General features: G+C 72.1%; 13 protein-coding genes. 5 read left to right on the top strand and 8 right to left on the bottom strand.

The features are described 5' to 3' along the window. The gene (locus tag MUN74_RS11860) at positions 1 to 2,223 is read left to right on the top strand and encodes an ATP-binding cassette domain-containing protein (protein ID WP_244852385.1); all 2,223 of its coding nucleotides are present in this window, start codon (positions 1 to 3) and stop codon (positions 2,221 to 2,223) included. Next, positions 2,220 to 3,053 carry an ECF transporter S component family protein gene (locus tag MUN74_RS11855; protein ID WP_244852384.1) on the top strand — a complete coding sequence of 278 codons (834 nt, stop codon included), beginning with the start codon at positions 2,220 to 2,222 and terminating at the stop codon, positions 3,051 to 3,053. Before MUN74_RS11860 ends, MUN74_RS11855 begins: the two co-directional genes overlap by 4 nt. 167 nt (positions 3,054 to 3,220) lie before the next feature. Here MUN74_RS11855 and metH read toward each other — a convergent pair whose 3' ends face one another. Together metH and MUN74_RS11845 are read right to left on the bottom strand one after the other, a co-directional pair. Next, complete coding sequence (metH, locus tag MUN74_RS11850; protein WP_244856437.1) at positions 3,221 to 6,814, bottom strand: methionine synthase; 3,594 nt, start codon at positions 6,812 to 6,814, stop codon at positions 3,221 to 3,223. Positions 6,815 to 7,082: 268 nt separating this feature from the next. Further along, the gene (locus MUN74_RS11845) at positions 7,083 to 8,552 is read right to left on the bottom strand and encodes a cellulase family glycosylhydrolase (RefSeq protein ID WP_244852383.1); all 1,470 of its coding nucleotides are present in this window, start codon (positions 8,550 to 8,552) and stop codon (positions 7,083 to 7,085) included. 292 nt (positions 8,553 to 8,844) lie between these two features. Here MUN74_RS11845 and MUN74_RS11840 point away from each other — a divergent pair, with 292 nt between their 5' ends. After that, positions 8,845 to 11,139 carry an immune inhibitor A domain-containing protein gene (locus MUN74_RS11840; protein ID WP_244852381.1) on the top strand — a complete coding sequence of 765 codons (2,295 nt, stop codon included), beginning with the start codon at positions 8,845 to 8,847 and terminating at the stop codon, positions 11,137 to 11,139. A 187-nt stretch (positions 11,140 to 11,326) separates the two neighbouring features. Further along, positions 11,327 to 12,373, top strand: coding sequence for a DUF389 domain-containing protein (locus MUN74_RS11835; protein WP_244852380.1), 1,047 nt, complete (start codon positions 11,327 to 11,329; stop codon positions 12,371 to 12,373). Positions 12,374 to 12,431: 58 nt separating this feature from the next. Here MUN74_RS11835 and MUN74_RS11830 read toward each other — a convergent pair whose 3' ends face one another. The 3 genes from MUN74_RS11830 to gap all read right to left on the bottom strand — a co-directional run bounded on the left by MUN74_RS11830 (position 12,432) and on the right by gap (position 14,752). Further along, positions 12,432 to 13,262 (bottom strand): alpha/beta fold hydrolase, encoded by an 831-nt coding sequence (locus MUN74_RS11830; RefSeq protein ID WP_244852378.1) that lies wholly within the window; start codon positions 13,260 to 13,262, stop codon positions 12,432 to 12,434. 93 nt (positions 13,263 to 13,355) lie between these two features. After that, positions 13,356 to 13,556 carry a hypothetical protein gene (locus MUN74_RS11825; RefSeq protein WP_244852376.1) on the bottom strand — a complete coding sequence of 67 codons (201 nt, stop codon included), beginning with the start codon at positions 13,554 to 13,556 and terminating at the stop codon, positions 13,356 to 13,358. Between the two features lie 194 nt (positions 13,557 to 13,750). Further along, complete coding sequence (gap, locus tag MUN74_RS11820) at positions 13,751 to 14,752, bottom strand: type I glyceraldehyde-3-phosphate dehydrogenase (protein WP_244852374.1); 1,002 nt, start codon at positions 14,750 to 14,752, stop codon at positions 13,751 to 13,753. A gap of 123 nt (positions 14,753 to 14,875) precedes the next feature. On the opposite strand from gap, the gene MUN74_RS11815 reads away from it, so the two are divergent. Beyond that, positions 14,876 to 15,412 carry a GNAT family N-acetyltransferase gene (locus MUN74_RS11815; RefSeq protein ID WP_244852372.1) on the top strand — a complete coding sequence of 179 codons (537 nt, stop codon included), beginning with the start codon at positions 14,876 to 14,878 and terminating at the stop codon, positions 15,410 to 15,412. Positions 15,413 to 15,427: 15 nt separating this feature from the next. Here MUN74_RS11815 and MUN74_RS11810 read toward each other — a convergent pair whose 3' ends face one another. The 3 genes from MUN74_RS11810 to MUN74_RS11800 are packed head-to-tail and all read right to left on the bottom strand — an operon-like array spanning position 15,428 to position 18,138. Next, the gene (locus tag MUN74_RS11810) at positions 15,428 to 16,381 is read right to left on the bottom strand and encodes a GlxA family transcriptional regulator (RefSeq protein WP_244852370.1); all 954 of its coding nucleotides are present in this window, start codon (positions 16,379 to 16,381) and stop codon (positions 15,428 to 15,430) included. Between the two features lie 36 nt (positions 16,382 to 16,417). Then, on the bottom strand, positions 16,418 to 17,461 hold the full coding sequence (locus MUN74_RS11805; protein ID WP_244852368.1) for a sensor histidine kinase: 1,044 nt from the start codon (positions 17,459 to 17,461) through the stop codon (positions 16,418 to 16,420). Beyond that, entirely contained in the window at positions 17,458 to 18,138 is a 681-nt protein-coding gene (locus MUN74_RS11800; protein ID WP_244852366.1) for a response regulator transcription factor, read from the bottom strand. The genes MUN74_RS11805 and MUN74_RS11800 overlap by 4 nt, the downstream gene beginning before the upstream one ends. Between the last annotated feature and the right edge of the window lie 217 nt (positions 18,139 to 18,355).

The raw sequence follows: 18,355 nt of genomic DNA, 5'->3' as shown, positions 1-18,355 counted from the left end.
ATGTTCCGGTTCCGACCCGCTCCGCTCCGCCTCGCGATCGTGCTCGCGGCGGTGTTCGTCGCGACCCGCGTCGTGTACCGGGTGCTGTTCGCCGGCGCGGGCGGATCGGGGGTCGTGCTCGTCGACCTGCCGGTCGTGCGGCTGCCCGCGCCGTTCGAGCATGTGGCGATGTTCGGGCCGATCACGACCGGCGGACTCGTCGCCGCGGTCGAGAGCGCACTGCCGATCGCGATCGTCATCCTCGCGTTCGGCGTCGTCAACGCGTGCATCGATGTGTCGCGGGTGTTCGCACGGGCCGCCCGTGGCGGGCCGCTCGCGGGCTCGGCCCGGGCGCTCGTGATCGCATGGTCGACGTTCCCGGCCCTCGCCGACGCCGTGCGCCGGGTGCGGATCGCCCGTCGACTTCGCGGCGAACGTGGCGCGGGCGCGCTCGTCGTGCCCATCCTCGAGCACACCATCGAACGCTCGATCGCGATCGCCGCGGCCATGGAGGTGCGCGGGTTCGCCGCATCCCACCGGGTCGAGGGCGACTGCGCGCGGCCCGTCGAGGTGCGCGGTGCGGTGCTGACCCACGGCGCTGACGGCGGCGGGCGGGATGCCGCTGCCCAGGGTGCGCAGGCCACCGACTGGTCGCTCTCGGTGCCCGAACTCCGACTCGAGCCCGGCACCCTCACGGTGCTCGCCGGCCCGACCGGCTCGGGCAAATCGACCCTGCTCGACACGCTGAGCGGCGTGCACACACACGTCGACGGCGGACGCGCGAGCGGCTCGATCACCGTGGGCGGGGTCGATCGACTCACGGTCGCCGCGCGCGACACCGCCGGGTTCGTCGGTGTGGTCGCCCAGGATCCTCGACTCGGCTTCACGAGCGAGACCGTCGACGACGAGATCGGCTTCGCGCTCACGGTGCGCGGCGTCGCGCCCGTGATCGTCGCGTCCCGCGTGGCCGAGGTGCTCGCCCGCATCGGCGCCGAGCACCTCGTCGGCCGCGACCTGCGCACGCTGTCGGCCGGCGAGGGCGCGCTGGTCGCGATCGGGGCGGCGATCGTCGAGCAGCCCGTGCTGCTGCTCGTCGACGAACCACTGGCCGACCTCGACCCCGAGGCCCGGGCGCGCATCACCGCGCTCCTCGGACGCATCGCGCACGAGGCCGGCGTCTGCGTGCTCGTCGCCGAGCATCGCGCCGATGCGTTCGCAGCGGTCGCCGACCGGTGGCTCGAGATCGCCGACGGCGTGCTCGTGGAGGGTACGGCCGGCTCCGTCGGTCGAGTAGGCGCGCCCGCGCCGTATCGAGACCACACACGCGAGGGTCTCGATACGGTCCTTCGTCGCTCCTCGACCACCGGAGTCGACGTACGAGGGTCTCGATACGCTCCTTCGTCGCTCCTCGACCACCGGGAGGGAGATTCGTCGCTCCTCGACCGGCAAGGCGGGGGGCTTCGGGTCGACGGCATTACGGTGCGGCACGGCGACCGGGTCGCGGTCGACGACGTGTCGTTCTCGGCCGCGCCCGGCGAGATCGTCGCGATCGGCGGACCCAACGGCGCCGGCAAGTCGAGCCTGCTCACCGCGATCGCGCTCGGCGGCGACGCCGGCACGGTCCGCACCGCCGACGAGGATGCCCCGGGCCGACGCCGCGACCGATCGACGCCTCGCTCGGTGGCCCTCGTGCCAGATCGCTCCGACGACCTGCTGTTCACCGACACCGTCGAGGCCGAGTGCCGCCGCGCCGATCGCACCGGGCGACGTCCGCGCGGCACGACGTGGGCGCTGTTCACGGAGTTGCTCGGGGCCACCGTCGGTCGAGGTGGAGCGAGTGAGTCGACACCTCACGAACACCCGCGCCCGACGCGCGGTTTCGAGACGCGTCCGACTTCGTCGGGCGCTCCTCAACCAGCGATCGACCAACTCGCCGGGCGGCATCCGCGCGACCTGTCGGCCGGACAGCGGCGGCTGCTCGTGATCGCGGTGCAGGCCGCGGGCGAGGCATCCGTGCTGCTCGTCGACGAACCGACCCGGGGACTCGACCCGCAGGCGCAGGCCGCCCTCGCGCGATCCCTGCGCCTCATCGCCGACCGGGGACGCACGGTCGTCGTCGCGACCCACGATCGCGGCTTCGCCGCGGACGTCGCCGACCGCGAGCTCACGATGGTCGACGGCCGGCTGGCCGAGTCGCGTGTAGAACGTACCGACGCGCCGACCCCGGCGGGAGGTGCCGCATGAGCGCGCTCACGGCTCCGCCCACTCCCCCGGTCGCCCCGGCGTCAGGGCGCCGGCGTCGCCTGCCGTCGTGGTCGACGCTGCTGCTCGCCGGCGGCAGCCTCGTCGCGGCCGCGGCGTTCGCGTGGCCGCTCATCGCACCCGCACTGCCGTCGGACGCGCAGGCCGCAGCCCCCTGGGCGGCGCTCGCGCTCGCGCCCCTCATCGCGATCGTCGCGGTGCTCGCGGTCGACGGCGGATTCCGCTCGGCGAAGACGCTCGCGCTGCTCGGGACGCTCACCGCGGTCGCGGCGGCGGTGCGCGTCGTCGGCACGGGGGTCGGCGGGGTCGAGGCGGTGTTCGTCATCCTCATCCTCGCGGGGCGGGTGTTCGGTGCGCGGTTCGGCTTCCTGCTCGGCGTGCTCGCGATCGCCCTGTCGTCGACGATGACGGGCGGGTTCGGGCCGTGGACGCCGTTCCAGATGTTCGCGTGCGCCTGGGTGGGTGCGGGGGCCGGGATGCTGCCGCGGAGATGGGGGCGCGGCAGCCGGCTCAGCGAGGTCGTGCTGTTGTCGGTCTACGGGGTCGCCGCGTCGTACGCGTTCGGGCTCATCATGAACCTGTGGTTCTGGCCGTTCGCGGTCGGCGGCGGCACCGGCATCTCGTACGAATCGGGAGCGCCGCTCGCGCAGAACCTCGCGTCGTTCTGGCTGTACTCGCTCACGACATCGACCCTCACGTGGGACACGCTGCGCGCCGTCACGACCGTCGTGGGCCTCGCGGCGTTCGGGCCGGCCGCGCTCGCTGCACTGCGGCGGGTGCGGTTGACTCCGGCCGCTCCGGCGGTCGAGTAGCGCGCGACGCAGGAGCACGCGTAACCACCGGCGGTCGAGTAGCGCGCGACGAAGGAGCACGCGTATCGAGACCGGGTGACCCGCCCCCGAGAGCGGCTCGCCGAGGGTCTCGATACGCTCCTGCGTCGCTACTCGACCACCGGTGTCTCCCGACCAGCGGAATGCGGTCAGACGGAGAAGTACTTCGCCTCGGGGTGGTGGAAGACGAACGCGTCGGTCGACTGCTCGGGGTGCAGCTGCAGCTCCTCGCTGAGCTCGACGCCCATGCGCTCGGGGCGCAGCAGTTCGACCACCTTGCGGCGATCCTCCATCTCGGGGCACGCCGGGTAGCCGAGCGAGAACCGCGCTCCGCGGTACTCGAGCTTGAAGAGGCCGGCCGTGTCGGTCGGGTCCTCGCCGGCGAAGCCGAGCTCCGATCGGATGCGCGCGTGCCAGAACTCGGCGAGCGCCTCGGTCAGCTGCATCACGAGGCCGTTGACCTCGTAGTAGTCGCGGTACTTGTTCTCGGCGAAGAGCTTCGCGGTGAAGTCGTCGATCTTCGCGCCGGCGGTCACGAGCTGCACGGGCAGCACGTCGACCTGCCCCGACTCGCGCGACCGCACGAAGTCGGCGAGGCACAGGTGCCGGTCGCGACGCTGCCGCGGGAAGTGGAAGCGCAGGCGGTCGGCGCCGATGGTGCCGCCAGAACCGCCGTCGGGCGCGAGCAGCCCGGGCACGCCGAGCACGCCGGCCGGGTCGTCGCCATGGTGCAGCACGACGACGTCGTCATCCTCCGACACCACGGGGAAGAAGCCGTACGCCACCGAGGCATCCAACAACCCCTCGGAGAGGATGCGGTCGAGCCAGTACCGCAGGCGCGGCCGACCCTCGCGCTCGACCAGCTCTTCGTAGGTCGCGCCGTCTTCACCGCGTCCGGGCTTGAGGCCCCACTGCCCCATGAACGTCGCCCGCTCGTCGAGGTAGGCCGCATAGTCGGCGAGCGCGATGCCCCGCACGATGCGAGTGCCCCAGAACGGCGGCGCAGGCACGGGATTGTCGGTCGCGACATCCGACCGCGCCGGCATCGCGTCGGGCTCGGTCAGCGTGAGGCGCGAACCGGCCGCGTGGATGCGCTTCTTGAGCGGCGGCAGCCCGACCTCGTCGGGGTCGGCGCCGCGGGCGATCTTCACGAGCGGCTCCATGAGGGCGAGCCCCTCGAAGGCGTCGCGGGCGTAGCGCACCTGGCCGTCGAAGATCCCGTCGAGGTCGTCCTCGACGTACGTGCGGGTGAGCGCCGCGCCGCCGAGGATGACCGGCCAGCGCTTCGCGAGCCCGCGCGAGTTCAGCTCGAGCAGGTTCTCCTTCATCACGACGGTCGACTTCACGAGCAGGCCCGACATGCCGATCACGTCGGCGTCGTGCTCTTCGGCGGCCTTGATGATGTCGGCGATCGGCTGCTTGATGCCGAGGTTGATCACCTCGTAGCCGTTGTTCGTGAGGATGATGTCGACGAGGTTCTTGCCGATGTCGTGCACGTCGCCGCGGACCGTCGCGAGCACGATGCGGCCCTTGCCCGACGAGTCGGACTTCTCCATGTGCGGTTCGAGCAGCGCGACCGCGTTCTTCATGACCTCGGCCGACTGCAGCACGAACGGCAGCTGCATCTCGCCGGCGCCGAACCGCTCGCCGACGACCTTCATGCCCTCGAGCAGGTGGTCGTTGATGATGCCGAGCGCCGTCATGCCCTCTGAGCGCGCGAGGTCGAGGTCGGCCTCGAGGCCTTTGCCCTCGCCGTCGATGATGCGGCGTTCGAGGCGTTCGCCGACGGGCAGCGCGGCGAGCTCTGCCGCGCGCTGGTCGCGCAGCGCCGACGTGTCGACCCCCGCGAACAGGTCGAGCATCCGCGCAAGCGGGTCGTAGGTCACGTTCCCGTCGGCGTCGAACTCACGGCGGTCCCAGACGAGGTCGAGCGCGACCTCGCGCTGCTCGGGCGAGAGCGACGCGAGCGGCACGATCTTCGCGGCGTCGATGATGCCCGACGTGAGTCCCGCTTCGACGGCCTCGTGCAGGAACACCGAGTTCAGCACGCTGCGCGCCGCCGGGTTGAGCCCGAACGACACGTTCGAGACGCCGAGGGTCGTGTTGATGCCGGGGTACTTCGTGGTGATGCGGCGGATCGCCTCGATCGTCTCGATCGCGTCGCGGCGGGTCTCCTCCTGGCCGGTCGCGATCGGGAACGTCAGCGCGTCGACGATGATGTCCTCGACCCGCATGCCCCACGTGCCCGTGAGCTCGTCGACGAGGCGCGACGCGATCGCGACCTTGCCGTCGGCCGTGCGGGCCTGGCCCTCCTCGTCGATCGTGAGCGCGACCACGGCCGTGCCGTGCTCCTTCACGAGCGGCATGATGCGACCGAATCGGCTGGTCGCGGCATCCCCGTCTTCGTAGTTGACGGAGTTGACGACCGGGCGCCCGCCGATGAGCTCGAGCCCCGCGCGGATCACCTCTGGCTCGGTCGAGTCGACGACGAGCGGCAGGGTCGACGCGCTCGCGAAGCGCGACACGACCTCGCGGATGTCGGCGACGCCGTCGCGCCCCACGTAGTCGATGCACACGTCGAGCAGGTGCGCGCCGACGCGGGTCTGCGACTTCGCGATCTCGACGCAGTCGTCCCAGCGGCCCTCGAGCATCGCCTCGCGGAACGCCTTCGACCCGTTCGCGTTCGTGCGCTCGCCGATCGCGAGGTACGAGGCGTCCTGCTGGAACGGCACGTGCTGGTAGAGCGAAGCGACGCCGGGTTCGGGGTTCGGGGCGGGATGCCTCGTGACCGGCGCGTCCCCGACAGGCCGCAGCTTCTCCACGACCGCCGCGAGGTGGTCGGGCGTCGTGCCGCAGCAGCCGCCGACGAGCGAGAGCCCGAACTCCTCGACGAACTGGGCGTGCGCGGTCGCGAGCTCGGCGGGCGTCAGCGGATAGTGCGCGCCGTTCGCGCCGAGCACGGGCAGGCCGGCGTTCGGCATGCACGCGACGGGCACGCGCGAGGTCTTCGACAGGTGCCGCAGGTGCTCGCTCATCTCGGCCGGCCCGGTGGCGCAGTTCAGGCCGATCGCGTCGACGCCGAGCGGCTCGAGCGCGGTGAGCGCCGCCCCGATCTCGGAGCCCATGAGCATGGTGCCCGTCGTCTCGACCGTCACCTCGACGAAGATCGGCAGCCGGATGCCGCGGCGCACGATCGCGAGCTTGCACGCGTTGACCGCGGCCTTGGTCTGCAGCAGGTCCTGGCTCGTCTCGACGAGGAAGGCGTCGGCCCCACCCGCGATCAGCCCCTCGGCCTGCAGCGCGAACGTCTGCTTGAGGTGGTCGTAGGTCGTGTGGCCGAGGCTCGGCAGCTTGGTGCCCGGGCCCATCGATCCCAGCACCCAGCGCATGCGGCCGTCGTCGGCCTCGGATGCCTCGACCCGCGCCCGTGCGATGCGCGCGCCTGCCTCGGCGAGCTCGAAGATGCGCTCGTCGATGCCGTAGTCCGAGAGGTTCGACCAGTTCGCGCCGAACGTGTTGGTCTCGACCGCGTCGATGCCGACCGCGAGGTACGCGTCGTGGATGCCGCCGATCACGTCGGGGCGGGTGACGTTGAGCACCTCGTTGCAGCCCTCGTGCCCCTCGAAGTCGACCTCGATCGAGAGGTCGTGCTGCTGCAGCATCGTGCCCATCGCGCCGTCGGCGATGACGACGCGGGTCGCGAGGGCCTCGAGCAGGGCCTCGGCACGGGCGGTCCGCGGCACCGGGTCGATGTCGAGCTCGAAGCGCGGTTCGCCGGTCGCCGTACCGACGGTGGAACTGGGGGTGGCACTCACATCGCGAGTGTAGTCACGCGTGCCGGGCGCCGCCCGGTGCGTTACGCGAGGTCTCGGCGGGGCGGCCGGACCGAATGCAGGATGAGCCGACCGGCGTGCCCGTATGCGGGGGTACCGGCCGGCTCATCCTGTGACTCGGCGGTCCACGACCAGCGCGAACCCGTCAGGGTGAGCCTCAACGCGCCCAGGGTGAGCGTCAGCGCGTCAGCGTCAGCTGCACCGCCGAGCCCGGCTTCGCCGTGATGCGCAGCGTCTGCTTCTTCGCGTCGTAGTGCGCCTTTCCTCCCGTGACCGAGACCTTCGGCGCGGTCGCGTACGCGGCGCTCGGCACCCAGAGCTCGGTCGGGCCGGCGGCCGCCGTGTAGCTCAGCGTGTAGCGCCCGGTCGCCGCGTCGAAGTGCTCGGCACCCGGCTGGCCCGAGATCGCCCGCGCGTAGGGCCCGAACGCCGGTTCGTTGCCGGGAGCGGCCTGCCCCGAGGCATCCAGCGCGCAGTAGCCGCCCGAGGCGCTGCGGCACCAGTAGAACATCGCCCAGCCGCTCGCGAACCGTTCCATCGAGTCGACCTGCGCGGCGACGAGGGCCGCGTTGCCCGGGGTACGCGAGTTCGGCACGCCCCACTCGCCGACGATCGTCGGCATGCCGCTCGCCGCCGGGTAGGCCGAGATCGCGGCCTCGTAGTTCTCGACGAAGCCGTCGTCGCCGGTCCAGTCGCCGCCCTCTTCGACGGCGGTGTTGTAGAAGTGCGGGGCGTAGCCGATGCGCGGGCCGCCCGCGCGCGGGTCGTCGAACGAGCGCAGCTGGGTGGGCACGCCGTAGCCGACGAGCACGGTCGGCTCGACGAACAGCCACGCGTCGTCGTCGACCGTGCGGATCGCGCCGATCAGCCGGTCGTACATGTCGCTGAGCTGCGTCGCCTCGATGCGGCCCGACGCGGTCGCCAGGTCCTCACCTTCCTGGAACTCCCCGAACGGTTCGTTGAAGAGGTCGTAGCCGAGCAGGCTCTCGTGCCCCTCGAGTCGGTCGGCGAGCTTCACCCAGAGCTGCTCCTGCGCGGCGCGCAGGTCGGCGTCCTCGTAGAGGTGCGTGAACGCCCGCATGACCGCGGGCTGGAAGTAGTCGTTGAACCAGTTCGACGGGTCCATCTCGTAGGGCAGGCCGTCGGTGCGGGTCGCCCACGTGGGGATGCCGCCGTGGCCGAACGCCGGACCGTACACGTCCTGGTGCATGTCGAGCATGACGTGCACGCCCTCGCGGTCGGCGGCGTCGAGCACCGACTCGACGTAGTCGAAGTACGCCTCGTCGTAGTGGCCCTGCTCGGGCTCGAAGTACTCCCACTGCACGATCAGCCGCAGGAAGTTGAAGCCCTGGTCGGCCATCGCCGCGACATCCACGGCGGTGACCCGGTCGTTCTGCCACTTGCCGGCGTTGAAGCCGCGCAGCTGCAGGGCGCGACCCTGGTCGTCGGTGATGAAGGTGCGGCCGTCGGGCGTCGTGACGGTGCCGCGATCGCGGTCGGATGCCGCGGGGCCGACGGCCTTCGACGAGGTGCTCGTCGTGGCCGGCGTGGGGGCGGGGGTCGCGGCCGAGGCCGCCGTCGGAACGGCGAGGCTCGCGGCGAGCGCCAGTGCGAGTGCGGCACCGGTGCGGTGCAGGGTCGAGGGCACGTTCGGGTCTCCTTGCGCGTCGTTGCGGGGTCGAGATGCGAGGAGCCTACGACGAAGTGGGTCAATTGTCCAAGTACGGGAATCCGGGCCTCGCATAGCGGTCGCATTGCGTTCGTTCAGCCGCCGCATGGCGAACGGGGTACAGCAATGGGGGACATCCGGCACGATCGGGGGACACATTCGGAACCAAGCGGTAACAACCTCGAAACGGCCGTTCCTCAGGCCGGGGGTGCGGTGTTAGCCTCGCGGCACCGTGCCCGGCGACCCCGGGCGCTTCCACGAAGGAGTGCAAGTGAAACGACGCACGATGCTCGCCGTCACCGCGGCGAGCGCGACGATGATGACGGGGCTGGCGTTCGGCCCCGCGGCAGTGGCGGCCCCGCCGGCCCACGATCCCGGTTCGGCTCCCGCCGCCGCCCAGCGCCTCGACAACCGGCCCGGGCCGCTGACGAAGTCGCAGAACGAGCAGCGCAAGCTCGCGCAGCAGCTCATCCGGGAGGGCAAGGCCTCCCCGAACGAGGATGGCGTGGTCGCCCTCGACGCGGCCGACGACAAGTACGCCCAGGCGTCCGTCACCGGAACCGGACGGATCTTCACGATCCTGTCGGAGTTCGGCGACTCGGGCAGCGGCAAGCTGGGCACGGTGCCCGGGCCGCTCCACAACCAGATCCCCCAGCCCGACCGTGCGGTGAACAACAGCACGCACTGGATGGCCGACTTCAACAAGGCCAGCTACGAAGATCTCTTCTTCGGCGACGGCGAGTCGTTCGCCGACTTCTACTCGAAGCAGTCGAACGGGCTCTACACGGTCGACGGCGAGGTGAGCGACTGGGTGCAGGTGCCCGGCAACGCCTCGACCTACGGCGACAACTCGGTCGAGGACTACGGCGGCGCCTGGCAGTTCATCCAGGACACCGGCAACGCCTGGTACGACGCGCAGAAGGCCGCCGGCAAGAGCGACGCCGACATCAAGGCCGAGCTCGCCTCGTTCGACGTCTGGGACCGCTACGACGCGGACGGCGACGGTGACTTCAACGAGCCCGACGGCTACCTCGACCACTTCCAGGCCGTGCACGCCGGCGAGGGCGAGGACGCCGGCGGCGGCGCCCAGGGCGAGGACGCCATCTGGTCGCACCGCTGGTACGTCAACTCGACCGACTACGGCACGACCGGCCCCGAGGGCGCGAAGTTCGGCGGCGCCCAGATCGGCGACACCGGCTTCTGGATCGGCGACTACACGGTCGAGGCCGAGAACGGCGGCCTCGGCGTGTTCGCGCACGAGTATGCGCACGACCTCGGCCTGCCCGACTTCTACGACACGAACGGCGGCGAGAACTCGACCGCGTTCTGGACCCTCATGTCGAGCGGCTCGTGGCTCAACCACGGCCAGAACGACATCGGCACGACGCCGAACTACATGGGCCCGTGGGAGAAGATGCAGCTCGGCTGGCTCGACTACGCGATCGTGGACAAGGGCGAATCGGGCTCGTACACCCTGAGCCCGGCCGCGCTCCAGACGGACGGCCAGGAGCAGGCGCTCGTCGTCGACCTGCCCGATGAGCAGATCACGCAGACGTACACGACGCCGTACTCCGGCTCGAACGCGTGGTGGACCTCGAGCGCCGACGACCTGAACACGACCCTCACCCGCACGCTCGACCTGAGCAAGGTGAAGTCGGCGACGGTCACGGCGAAGGCCTGGTACGACATCGAGGCCGGCTACGACTACTTCTACGCGGAGTACTCGACCGGCGGCGGCGCGACGTGGCTGCCGGCCGGCAAGTCGCTGAGCGACACGTCGAACGGCAAATGGACGACGCTTCGGTACTCGGTGCCCGGCGGCTCGGCCGACACGCAGTTCCGGTTCCGCTACCAGTCCGACGGCGGCGTGCACCTCGCGGGCGCGTTCCTCGACGACATCGTCGTGAAGAGCGGCGGCACGACGCTGCTGAGCGACGACGTCGAGTCGGGCGACAACGGCTGGACCGCCGTGGGCGGCTTCACCCGCAGCGACGGAACCGGTTCCTCGACCGGCGACCGCTACTACCTCGCCGAGAACCGCACCTACTCCGGCTACGACTCGACCCTCCAGGTCGGGCCGTACCAGTTCTCGAAGGGCCTCACGGCTCCCGACTGGGTGGAGCACTTCGCGTTCCAGGAGGGCCTGCTGGTCTGGATGGTGAACGAGGCGTACACCGACAACAACACGATCGACCACCAGGGCGCGGGCCTCGCGCTTCCGGTCGACGCGCGGTCGGCCAAGTTCGGCTGGAGCGACGGCACGGCTCCGAGCAACCGGCGCCAGCCGTTCGACGCGACCTTCGGCCTGAAGGACTTCGCCGACGTCGTGCTCCACAAGGAGGTCGTGGTCGGCAAGGGCAAGGCGCAGCACGTCGAGACGCTCAATGCTGCCGCGCCGCCCGAGGCGCAGGACGCGACGTTCGACGACACGAACGTCGACGCGTTCAACGACCCGTCGAACCCGCTCGGCGGCGTCAAGGTCGCCGACGAGGGAGTCACGATCACGGTCACCTCGCAGAACACGGGCGGCACCATGGGCGTCACCGTGAACTACCCCGCGAACTAGCCTCCGGCTGTCGCTCGAACGGGCTCGCCTTCTCACGAAGGCGGGCCCGTTCCGCATGCGGCGCGGCCGGACGGCGATCGCTGGGGATGCCCCGGGGCCGACGCCGCACCGCCCGTCGCGTCGATCCCGCGATTCGGCTCGCCGCGGTCGTACGCTCGGCACAAGTCGTCGAGAGGGGGAACCTCGAATGGCCGAGCCCGTGTACCCGCCGCCGCCGTCGGACGCGCTCAACACGATCGAGGACATGCGCGACGCGGTCTTCTTCGACGAGCCGGGTCGGGCGCAGCGCGTGCGACGCTTCTGGATCCTGCTCGCGCTCTCGTCGGCCATCGCCGCGAGCGGGGTCGTCGGCGACTCGACCGCGACGGTCATCGGAGCCATGATCGTCGCCCCGATGATGCTGCCGATCCAGGGCACGATGCTCGCGACCGTGCTCGGCGAGCGCGTCAACTTCGGCCGCTCGCTGTTCACGATGATCGCCGGCGCCGCGGCGGCGATCGCGATCGGCTACCTCGTGGGACTGCTCGTCGTCGTGCCCGAGACGGCCGCGACGAACCCGCAGATCGCCGAGCGGGCGACGCCCGACCTCATGAGCCTGTTCGGCGCACTGGCGACGGGTGCCGTCGCCTCGATCGCACTCGTGCGCAAGGACATCTCCGACACTCTCCCCGGCGTGGCGATCGCCATCTCGCTCGTGCCGCCCCTCGTCGTCGTCGGTGTCGCCGCCGAGTCCGCCGACTATGCGGCGGCGATCGGATCGCTGCTGCTGTTCGTCGCGAACGTCGCGGCGATCCTCGGAACCGGGGTCGTCGTGATGGCGCTGTACCGGGTGCAGCGCTGGGGTTCGTTCGCCATCCCGGGCACGGCTCCCGTGACGACCGCGACGGGCACGATCCGGCCGCTCGCGACGGTGAACCGGCGACGCTCGCACATCACGATCGCACTGCTGCTCGTGCTCGTCGCGATCCCGCTCACGCTCTCGACGTACCGCACCGTGACGACGACGCTGCAGTCCTCCGACGTCGACGGCATCGCACGATCGTGGGCCGACGACGAGGATCTCGAGGTCCTCGACATCGCGACCGCGTCGCCCGGCTACGTCGTGCGCGTGACCGGCGGCGACTCGGTGCCCGACGTCGCGCCGCTGCGCACGGCGCTCGAGGCCGACGACATCGCCCCCTCGACCGTCGCCGTCGAGTGGGTGCCGACGACCCGCGTCAGCGTCGGCGGTTGAGCACTCGCCGCGGCATCCGGGTCAGGTCGGATGCCGCGCTGCACGCCGACCGCCGCGCTCAGCCCGCGCGCAGCCAGTCGCCGAGTGCGGCGCGGAACGCCTCGGGCTGCTCGACCCACGGGTAGTGTCCGCAGTCGTCGAGCCAGCGCAGCTCGGCACCGATCGCGTCGGCGTACGCCTCGACGGTGCGCACTCCGACGAGGATGTCCTCGTCGCCCGCGATCACGAGCGCCGGACGCCGCGGGGCGCTGCGGATCTGCTCGACGGCATCGTCGGGGATGCCGGTGAAGTAGGCGTCGAGCGCGGCGAGCGACCACCCGCCGACGGCGGCATGCTGCTGCTCGCGCTCGGTCCAGCGGGCGTAGCCGGCCGGGCCCTCGAGCTCTCGGGCGAGCTCGAACTCGGCCTGGTCGCGCGGTTCGGGCCCGGTGAGCGAGTCGAGCGCGCGGTCGACGAGCGGGTCGTTGCGGCGCCGCCCGATCTCGACGCTGTCGCGCGGCGCGTCGGTGAACCAGGCCGCAGCGGGCGTGACGAGCGCGAGACGGCGCACGCGGTCGGGCGTCCGCGCCCAGGCGGCGAGGGCGAGCCGCGTGCCCGCCGAGTGCGCGACGAGTTCGACCTCGTCGAGGCCGAGGTGGTCGGCGAGGTCGACCAGGTCGTCGGCGTCGGTCCACCAGCCGCGCGAGAGGCCGCCGGTGCTCGGGGTGCCGCGCGGGTGCAGCACGGCGAGCGTGCGCCCGGTGGCGTCGGCGACACCGGCGAGGTCCTCGAGGTACTCGGCGCCGCGGCACGGCCCGCCGGGCACGACGATGGCCGAGGCATCCCCGTTCGACGGGCCGATCAGGTGGAAGGCGATCTCGCGGCCGTCGCGCGCGGTGAAGGTCAGCACCCGCCCGACGATAGCCGACGCGGGCGACCCGCTCGGACGTCCAGGCGAGCGACGACGTATCGACGCGTCGGGCCGATGCGTCGGACCGACACCTCAGCCCATGCCGGCGCTGCCGATGTCGGGCCCCTCGCGCTCGCGCTCGCGCCGGTGCTCGCCGTTGCGTCGTTCGAGTTCGGCGCGCTCGGCGTCGACCCCTTCGGAGGGCGGCTGCCGTCGAACCTGCAACGACCGCACGATCATGACGATCACGAGGAGTGCGAGCACTCCGGCGACGATCCAGAACAACGGATCCATGGCGGACCTCCGCTCGAGCGGTCGGGTCGCTGCCGAAGCTACGCCCGCCCCGCACGCAGCCGCAAGCGATCGCGGACGAGCGGACGCGAACGCGAACGGGCCCGCCTCCGATGAGGCGGGCCCGTTTCCACGGCGCGGGGCAGGGGTGCGCCGCGGTCTCCGCGCACCGAGCGGCGGCGGGGTCTGCGCTGGGGCTAGCCCGCGAGCAGCGTGAGCGAGTCGATCACGCGGTTCGAGAAGCCCCACTCGTTGTCGTACCAGGCGACGACCTTGATGTGCTTGCCGTCGACACGGGTCAGCTCGGCGTCGAAGATCGACGAGTGCGGGTTGCCGACGATGTCGCTCGAGACGAGCGCCTCCTCGGAGTACTCGAGCACGCCGACGAGCGGGCCCTCGGAAGCGGCGGCCCGGTACGCGGCGAGCACCTCGTCGCGGGTGACGTCCTTCGAGACGGTCGCGTTGAGCTCGACGATCGAGCCGACCGGCACGGGAACGCGCATCGAGTCGCCGTTGAGCTTGCCGTCGAGGTTCGGCAGCACGAGGCCGATCGCCTTCGCGGCGCCCGTCGACGACGGCACGATGTTGACGGCGGCGGCGCGGGCGCGGCGCGCGTCGGAGTGCGGCGCGTCCTGCAGGTTCTGGTCCTGCGTGTACGCGTGGATCGTCGTCATGAAGCCGTGCTCGATGCCGGCGAGGTCGTCGAGGACCTTCGCGAGCGGAGCGAGCGCGTTCGTGGTGCACGAGGCGTTCGAGACGATGACGTGCGAGTCGGCGTCGTAGGCGTCGGTGTTCACGCCGTAGACGAGCGTGACGTCGGCGCCGCTGGCCGGCGCGCTCACGAGCACCTTCTTGGCGCCCGCGGCGAGGTGGGCCGAGGCGGCGTCCTTCGACGTGAAGCGACCGGTCGACTCGAGCACGACGTCGACGCCGAGCTCGCCCCAGGGCAGCTTCGCGGGGTCGCGCTCGGCGAGCACCTTCACGCGGCGGCCGTCGATCACGAGCACATCGCCGTCGACCTCGACGGGGTAGCCGAAGCGGCCGGCGGTGCTGTCGTACTTGAGCAGACGCGCGAGGGCGGCCGGGTCGGTCAGGTCGTTGACGGCGACCAGCTCGAGGTCGGCGCCGCGCTCGACGAGTGCGCGCACGACGTTGCGGCCGATGCGTCCGAAACCGTTGATGGCGATGCGGGTGGTCATGCGGGGGTGGGTCCTTTCAGTCCGCGATGGTTCCATGTTCGGCGATGGATGCCGCGGGCGGGAGTGGCACGCAAGACAGTGCTCGTAAGAATCTCGCCAAGCACGCACCGCTAGCCTGAACCCATGCCCTACGCCCCACTCGCCGACGCCCTCGAGACCGAACGACTGAGCCTCCGCCTCTGGAGCGAACGGGACGCCGAGGGCTACCGCCGGCTCGTGCTCGAGCGCGAGGAGACGCGGGCCGAACGCGAGGGCAACGAGGTCGATCCGGGCGCTCTGCTGAGCCTCGACGAGGCTCGCGCCGAGGTCACCGGCGCTCGCGAGAACGCCCCGGCACGCGGCATCCACGGCCTGACCCTGCGCCGTCGCGGCGACGACGAGTTCCTCGGGTACTGCGCGCTGGTCGTCGGCCGGGCGACGATCGACGAGCCCGAGCTCGCCTACGAGCTGCTGCGCAGCGCGCACGGGCACGGGTACGCGACCGAGGCGGCCGCGGCCGTCGTCGACGCGGCCCGCTCGACCGGCCGAACGCGACTCTGGTCGACCGTGCGCACCTGGAACACCCCGTCGCTGCGGGTACTCGAGAAGCTCGGGTTCCGGCACGACCACTCCACGACCGACGACAAGGGCGAGATCGTCTGGAACGTGCTCGACCTGTAGCCGCCGGGCGGGCGACTACTCGCCGCGCGCGAACGTCTCGCGGTAGTCGCTCGGCGAGGTGCCGAGGATGCGCTTGAAGTGCAGCCGCAGGTTCGCCCCGGTGCCGAGGCCCGAGCGGGCGGCGATCTGCTCGACGCCGAGGTCGCTGCGCTCGAGCAGCTCACGCGCCATGTCGACCCGGGCGCGCAGCACCCACTGCATCGGCGTGTAGCCCGTGTCCTCGACGAAGCGCCGCGAGAACGTGCGGGGAGAGACGTTCGCGTGCCGGGCGAGGTCGCCGAGAGTGAGCGGTTCGTCGATGCGCCGCAACGCCCATTCGCGGGTCGCGGCGAACACCGGCCCGAGCTCGGGCGGCAGGCTGCGCGGCACGAACTGCGCCTGCCCGCCAGATCGGTACGGCGCGGCGACGAGGCGACGGGCGGCGTGGTTCGCGACGCCGACGCCGTGGTCGCGGCGCACGAGGTGCAGGCACAGGTCGAGGCCGCTCGCGGCGCCGGCACTCGTGAGCACCTGCCCCTCGTCGACGAACAGCACGTTCGAGTCGACATTGACGAGCGGATGCCGCGCCGCGAGCTCGCGCGTGTAGTGCCAGTGCGTCGTCGCCCGGCGCCCGTCGAGCAGTCCGGTCGCGGCGAGCGCGAACGCCCCCGTCGAGATCGCGGCGAGCCGGGCGCCACGCGCGTGCGCCGCACGCAACGCCTCGACGACCGGCACCGGCGGCTCCTCGCGGTCGGGGTGCCGGTAGCCCGGGATGAACACCGTCTCGGCCCACGCGAGCGCGTCGAGCCCGTCGGCCACGTGGTACGAGAGACCGTCGCCGCCGGTCACGAGCCCCGGCGCGGGCCCGCACACGCGCACCTCGTACGGCATGCTCGCGCGCGTCGAGAACACCTGTGCGGGAATGCCGACGTCGAGCGGCTTCGCACCCTCGAGCACGAGCACGGCGACGCGATGCAGTCGACTGGCCATGAGGCCAGAATGCCATGGATCGCAAGGTGCGCGCCATCAGGCGGTCGTCGGCGGCTCCACCGGGATGCGGACGACGAAGCGGCAGCCGGCGCCCTCGTTGGCGACCGTGACCGTGCCGCCGTGCAGCTCGGCGACCCGCTGCACGATCGAGAGGCCCATCCCCGTGCCGCCGCCGCGTGCCGCACCGCCGTCGGGTCGACCCGGGCTGCGCGCCTCGGTGGCGCGCCATCCCGGCTCGAAGACCCTGTCGAGGTCGGCCTCGGCGATGCCGCCGCAGCGGTCGTGGACCGATACCTCGACGACCTCGCCGGCACGGACGGCCCGCACCCGGACCTCGCCGCCGGCCGAGGTGTGCCGGATCGCGTTGACCACGAGGTTCTCGATCGCTCGCCCGAGCCGGCCGGCGTCGGCCGCGATGACGAGATCGCCCCCGACGTCACCCGTGAGGGCGACCGAGGCGGCCTCGGCGAGCGGGGCCGTCGAGGCGATCACGCCGGAGACGACGTCGCCGACGTCGGTCGGCGAGCGATCGATGCCGAGTCCGGGCGCGTGCAGCCGCGAGTAGGCGAGCAGGTCGTCGACCATGGCGCTCATGCGGGCGTTCTCGCCGAGGATGCCGCGCAACGCGTCGCCCGGCGCGGTCACGCCGTCCTCCCCCGCCTCGGCGAGCGCCCGCACCGCGGCGAGCGGCGTGCGCAGGTCGTGCGAGATCCACGCGATGCCCTCGCGCCGTCGGGCCTCGGCGGCGGCATCCCGTTCACGAGCCGCGACGGCGGCGGCGCGCTCCTCGCCGAGCCGGTGGGTGCGCACCGCCGAGACGAGGCCGACCGCGAGCGCGGCGGGCACCGCAGCGACGAGGAGCCAGAGCACCGCCGAGACGGCGGCGTCGGGCAGCAGCATCGTCTGCACGCTCACCGCCACGCCGCCGGCGAGCGCGGCGACGACCGCGAGCGGGCCGAGCGCCGCGGCGAGGGCGGGACGGCGGCGGGCGACGGCCAGCACGACGAGGGCGCCGGCGAGGCCGATCGCGGTCGCGACGACGGCGGCGACCGCGAGGGCGGGCAGCATGTCGGGCTTCACGCGCGGTCCCATCGGTAGCCGATGCCGAAGACCGTCACGAGGCGCTGAGGCTTCGCCGGGTCGAGCTCGATCTTCTCGCGCAGGCGACGCACGTGCACCGTGACCGTCGACAGGTCGCCGACCTCCCAGCCCCAGACCTCGCGCAGGAGCGTCTCGCGGTCGACGACCGCACCCGGGTGCCCGAGGAACCACTGCAGCAGCCCGAACTCGCGCACCGTGAGCGACAGCTCGCGACCGTCGCGCCAGGCCCGGTGGGCGACCGGGTCGAGCCCGATCCCCGCGTCCTCGAGCACCGCGGACTCCGGTTCGCCGCCGCCCGTGCGCCGCAGCACCGCCTGCACCCGCAGCACGAGCTCGCGCGGGCTGAACGGCTTGACGATGTAGTCGTCGGCGCCCGCTTCGAGTCCGAGCACCCGGTCGTCCTCCTCGCCGCGGGCGGTGAGCATGAGCACCGGCACGCCGGGATGCGACGTGCGCAGGCGCCGGCAGACCTCGAGCCCGTCGAGGCCGGGCAGCATGAGGTCGAGCACGACCGCGTCGGGGGCGCTCGCCTCGGCTGCGGCGAGCCCGGCCGGTCCGTCGGCAGCACGGTCGACCGCCAGGCCGGCGCGCTCGAGGTACGCCACCACCACGTCAGCGACGGTGACGTCGTCGTCGACTACCAGCACGCGCGCCACGAGGCCAGCGTAGATCCCCGGCGCACCCGCATGTCCGCCGGACGCCCGCCCCGCGGCATCCGTCAGCACCTCGTAAGAGGACGGTAATCGCGCCGTCATGGTGTTCGGGACGAGCCCGCGCTGGACTGGCCGAGCGGCCGCCGGGAGCGGCCGCCCGCCCGGCCGGCCAGGTCGGCCGGATCGATCGGCCGGACCCGCTCCGGCGGAGAGGAACCCA

The sequence above is a fragment of the Agromyces sp. H17E-10 genome (assembly GCF_022919715.1).
Taxonomy (GTDB): Bacteria; Actinomycetota; Actinomycetes; order Actinomycetales; family Microbacteriaceae; genus Agromyces.
Note: the sequence above shows the minus strand (reverse complement) of the source record. Positions and strands in the feature narration are given on the sequence as shown.